Source organism: Pseudomonas edaphica (genome assembly GCF_005863185.1).
Taxonomy (GTDB): Bacteria; Pseudomonadota; Gammaproteobacteria; order Pseudomonadales; family Pseudomonadaceae; genus Aquipseudomonas; species Aquipseudomonas edaphica.
The window spans coordinates 1-4,834 of the sequence record NZ_VBVZ01000489.1 but is presented as its reverse complement, the minus strand read 5'-3'; the positions used below and the strand labels follow the sequence as shown (position 1 = coordinate 4,834).

Here is a 4,834-nt window from a genome sequence, read left to right as displayed (position 1 = left end):
GGTAACCGGCATCGGCGTGACGCATCACCCCGGTGGCCGGGTCGTTGTGCAGTACGCGGGCGATCCGCTCAGCCGCTTCATCGGTGCCGTCGCAGACGATCACCATGCCCGAGTGCTGGGAGAAGCCCATGCCCACGCCGCCGCCGTGGTGCAGCGAAACCCAGGTCGCGCCGCTCGCGGTGTTGAGCAAGGCGTTGAGCAGTGGCCAGTCGGACACGGCGTCGGAGCCGTCCTGCATGGCTTCGGTTTCGCGGTTGGGGCTTGCGACCGAGCCGGAGTCGAGGTGGTCACGGCCGATCACTACGGGTGCCGACAGCTCACCGCTGCGCACCATTTCGTTGAATGCCAGGCCGAGCTTGGCGCGTTGGCCCAAGCCAACCCAGCAGATACGTGCTGGCAGGCCCTGGAAGCTGATGCGTTCGCGCGCCATGTCCAGCCAGTTGTGCAGGTGCGCGTCGTCCGGGATCAGCTCTTTGACTTTGGCGTCGGTCTTGTAGATGTCTTGCGGGTCACCCGACAGCGCAGCCCAGCGGAACGGGCCGATGCCACGGCAGAACAGCGGGCGGATGTAGGCCGGTACGAAGCCTGGGAAGTCGAAGGCGTTTTCTACGCCTTCTTCCTGGGCCATCTGGCGGATATTGTTGCCGTAGTCGAAAGTCGGGATGCCTTGTTTCTGGAATTCCAGCATGGCTTTGACGTGCACGGCCATCGACTGCTTGGCGGCCTTGATCACGGCAGCCGGCTCGGTTTTGGCGCGGGCGCGGTATTCGTCCCAGGTCCAGCCGGCAGGCAGGTAACCATTGAGTGGGTCGTGGGCGCTGGTCTGGTCGGTGACCATGTCCGGGCGCACGCCGCGCTTGATCAGTTCCGGCAGGATTTCGGCCGCGTTGCCCAGCAAGGCAATGGAGATGGCCTTGCCTTCCTTGGTGTATTTGGCGATGCGGGCCAGGGCATCGTCGAGGTCGGTGGCTTGCTCGTCGACATAACGGCTGGCCAGGCGGAAATCGATGCTGACCTGCTGGCACTCGATGTTCAGCGAGCAGGCGCCAGCCAGCGTCGCGGCCAACGGCTGAGCGCCGCCCATGCCGCCGAGGCCGGCGGTGAGTACCCAACGGCCGGTCAGGTCGCTGTTGTAGTGCTGGCGGCCGGCTTCGACGAAGGTTTCGTAGGTGCCCTGCACGATGCCCTGGCTACCGATGTAGATCCAGCTGCCGGCGGTCATCTGGCCGTACATGGCCAGGCCCTTGGCATCCAGTTCGTTGAAGTGTTCCCAACTGGCCCAGTGCGGCACCAGGTTGGAGTTGGCGATCAGCACGCGCGGGGCGTTGCTGTGGGTCTTGAACACGCCGACCGGCTTGCCGGATTGCACCAGCAGGGTCTCGTCGTCATTCAGGTTAGTGAGGCTCTCGACGATCTGGTCGTAGCACTCCCAGTTGCGCGCCGCACGGCCGATACCGCCGTACACCACCAATTCTTTCGGGTTCTCGGCCACTTGCGGGTCGAGGTTGTTCATCAGCATGCGCAGCGGTGCTTCAGTCAGCCAGCTTTTGGCGGTGAGCTTGTTACCGCGGGCGGCACGGATTTCGACGTCACGGTATTTTGTAGGCTTAGCTTTCGAAAAATCGGTCACAGCTGGACTCCTCGGCATGATGCGCGAACATTGATGGTGCGAAGGAGAGTCTTACGCACACATCTTTACTTGTATGTACAAGCATATGCAATCAAGCGGCCAACTTGGTGAGAGAGCGGGTGAGATTTTTTTGGGAGGTGCGTGAAAGCCTCGGAAATTAAGGCTTTGAGGCTTGGTGAATTTTCTTACAGAGGGAGTTTGCGGACGGGGACATTGTTCATCACTGCCTGGCATTGCGCCATGCTGGGGCATTCGGTAACAAATTGGTGCGCGGCTGGAAACAGCTCTTATGAGCAATGAAAAGCAAATGTGGGAGCTGGCTTGCCTGCTCCCACAGTTTTTTAACCGCGTGCGGTCAGTTCGATTACGCAGCAGCGGCCGGTGACAGAAATATCCAGCAGGTCATTGTTACCGTCGATTTGCAGGCAATCGTGATGGCCGAGCTTTTCACCCAGCACCTTCACTTCATCCGCCACACTGAACACCAACACCGTGTGCGCCGTGCTGAAAAACCGCTGCACACCATCCATCCACTGCAAGCGTGCGTGGTAACGCTCGGGCGAATAAATCAGGTTGAAATCGCGGATCGGCCCGGTGATCAAGCGGCAGGACACTTCACTTTCACCCTTGAACGCAAACGGCTGCAGCGGTAACAGCCCGCGCTGTTCCTCGCCATCCACGGTCAGAACCATGCCCGCACCTTTGATCACGGTGATCACACGCTGGTAGCCGCCAAAGGTAGAAAACCCACCCGATTCGGCTATATCGGCGATCGACAGGCGCCAGCCAAAGCCATCCAGGCCAATGCCTGCGTCACGGGTGATTTCTTCGGTGCTGCCGCCGCCGTTTTTCCATGGCATGCGGATGTAATCGGTGGCGCGCCAGACTTTCACTTCACTCATTTACTGAAACGTCCTTCCAGGCTATGACGGGAACCGGGGTGGATCAAACGCGCGGCGGTCACCGGCTGGCGGCCGGACCAGGTGCGGCGGCGAATCAACAGGCAAGGCTCGCTTGGCTCGATCTGCAACAGCTTGCACTCGGCGGCGTCGGCGAGGATGGCTTCAACCACATGCTCGCCCTCGGTCAGTGGTGCGACCTGGTTGAGGTAGGCGTACGGCGTTTGCTGGGTGAAATCCTGTTGCAAGTATTCCGGCGCGACCAGAGCGTTGACGAAGCGGTCTTCGATTTGTACGGGAATGTCGTTTTCAAAGTGCACGATCAACGAGTGAAACACGCGGCCGCCTTCGCGCATTTCCAGGGCCACAGCACGTTCGGAGCCGGCGGCCTCTTCGCCCAGGTGAATAACCTGGCAGGTATGCCGATGACCGCGGGAGGCGATCTCATCGGCAATGTTGTGCACTTCAAACAGCGCCGATTGGCTCTTGGGCTCGGCGACGAAAGTGCCAACGCCCTGCATGCGCACCAGCAACCCTTCGGCGGTGAGCTCACGCAGGGCGCGGTTGATGGTCATGCGGCTGAAGCCTAACTGGCTGACCAGTTCGCTCTCGGACGGCACGCGGTAATGGGGCGGCCAGTTGCCGTTGAGAATCTGCTGGCTGATCATCTGTTTGACGCGGGCATACAAGGGCGCCGGACTTTCGTCCATGTGGGCAGCCAGCGAAGACTTGGCGGGCGGAGTCGGCACAGGGAATCCTTGCAGGGGGAAAAGATGCATAGATTGCCGGAGTTTACCGAGCAGGCAAACGTCTGTATATGTATATACAAATAAACACACGACCGGGGTGCCTTGATCATGTCCGCTTTCTTTGCCGAACGCGCGCTGCTGCCTAATGGATGGGCCAACGATGTGCGCTTTGAAGTCAGCGCCGATGGCGTGCTGACCCAGGTTGAGCCCAATGCCAGCGCAGACAACGCCGAACGGCTCAGAGGCCCGGTTTTGGCGGGCATGCCCAACCTGCACTCCCATGCGTTCCAGCGCGCCATGGCCGGGTTGGCCGAAGTGGCCGGCAACCCGAATGACAGCTTCTGGACCTGGCGCGACTTGATGTACCGCATGGTCGGCAAGATCACCCCGGAACAACTGCAGGTCATCGCCCGCCAGCTCTATATCGAGATGCTCAAGGCCGGTTACACATCGGTGGCCGAGTTTCATTATGTGCACCACGACGTCAGCGGCCAGGCGTATGCCGATCGCACGGAGCTGTCGCGGCAGATCAGCCAGGCGGCCGCCAGCAGTGGGATTGGCCTGACATTGCTGCCAGTGCTCTACACCCATTCCGGCTTTGGTGGCCAGGCGCCGAATGAAGGCCAGCGGCGCTTTATCAACAGCACCGAAGATTACCTGGACCTGCAAGCACGCCTGAAGCCCATTCTGGCGGCGCAGCCAGCGCAGCAACTGGGCCTGTGTTTCCACTCACTGCGTGCCGTCACACCCGAACAGATCAATGAGGTGCTGGCCGCCAGCGACAAGGCATGCCCGGTACACATCCACATCGCCGAGCAGCAAAAAGAAGTCGATGATTGCCTGGCCTGGAGCGGCAAACGCCCGCTGCAATGGCTGTATGACAATGTTGAAGTGGATGAACGTTGGTGCCTGGTACACGCCACCCATGCTGACGCCGATGAAGTCACGCGCATGGCCAAGAGCCGGGCAATCGCCGGCTTGTGCCTGACCACCGAAGCCAACCTGGGCGACGGGATTTTCCCGGCGGTGGATTTCCTCGCTCAAGGCGGGCGTATGGGTATCGGTTCCGACAGCCATGTGTCACTGAGCGTGGTGGAGGAGTTGCGTTGGCTCGAATATGGCCAGCGCCTGCGGGACCAGCGGCGCAACCGCCTGTATCGCAGTGATCAACCGATGGTTGGCCGCACATTGTTCGATGCTGCGCTGGACGGCGGCGCCCAAGCGTTGGGGCAGCCGATTGGTCGATTGGAAGTCGGCAAGCGGGCAGATTGGATTGTGCTGGATGGCAATGACCCGTACCTGGCGACGGCGACCGAGGATGGCATCCTCAATCGCTGGCTGTTCGCCGGTGGTGATCGCCAAGTGCGCGATGTGCTGGTCAACGGCAAGTGGGTGGTGCGCGATGGGCATCATGCCGGCGAAGAAGAAAGCAGCCGGTCGTTCACCCAAGTTCTGAGGAATCTACTCGGCTAAAAAACAATGCAAAACAAATGTGGGAGCTGGCTTGCCTGCGATGCAGACACCTCGGTGTATCAGTTACACCCAGGTGATGCTAT

4 protein-coding genes are annotated in these 4,834 nt (G+C 60.6%); 1 reads left to right on the top strand and 3 read right to left on the bottom strand.

Annotated features, from left to right (window positions below; genetic code table 11):
- The 3 genes from hutU to hutC all read right to left on the bottom strand — a co-directional run.
- A partial coding sequence (hutU, locus tag FEM54_RS24895) for a urocanate hydratase (protein ID WP_240792799.1) occupies positions 1 to 1,630 on the bottom strand: 1,630 nt, incomplete at its 3' end.
- Positions 1,631 to 1,971: 341 nt separating this feature from the next.
- Positions 1,972 to 2,532 carry a HutD/Ves family protein gene (locus FEM54_RS24890; protein WP_138453476.1) on the bottom strand — a complete coding sequence of 187 codons (561 nt, stop codon included), beginning with the start codon at positions 2,530 to 2,532 and terminating at the stop codon, positions 1,972 to 1,974.
- The gene (gene hutC / locus FEM54_RS24885) at positions 2,529 to 3,239 is read right to left on the bottom strand and encodes a histidine utilization repressor (protein WP_017738808.1); all 711 of its coding nucleotides are present in this window, start codon (positions 3,237 to 3,239) and stop codon (positions 2,529 to 2,531) included. Before hutC ends, FEM54_RS24890 begins: the two co-directional genes overlap by 4 nt.
- Positions 3,240 to 3,386: 147 nt before the next feature.
- Here hutC and FEM54_RS24880 point away from each other — a divergent pair, with 147 nt between their 5' ends.
- Positions 3,387 to 4,751 carry a formimidoylglutamate deiminase gene (locus tag FEM54_RS24880; RefSeq protein WP_138453475.1) on the top strand — a complete coding sequence of 455 codons (1,365 nt, stop codon included), beginning with the start codon at positions 3,387 to 3,389 and terminating at the stop codon, positions 4,749 to 4,751.
- Positions 4,752 to 4,834 lie beyond the last annotated feature (83 nt).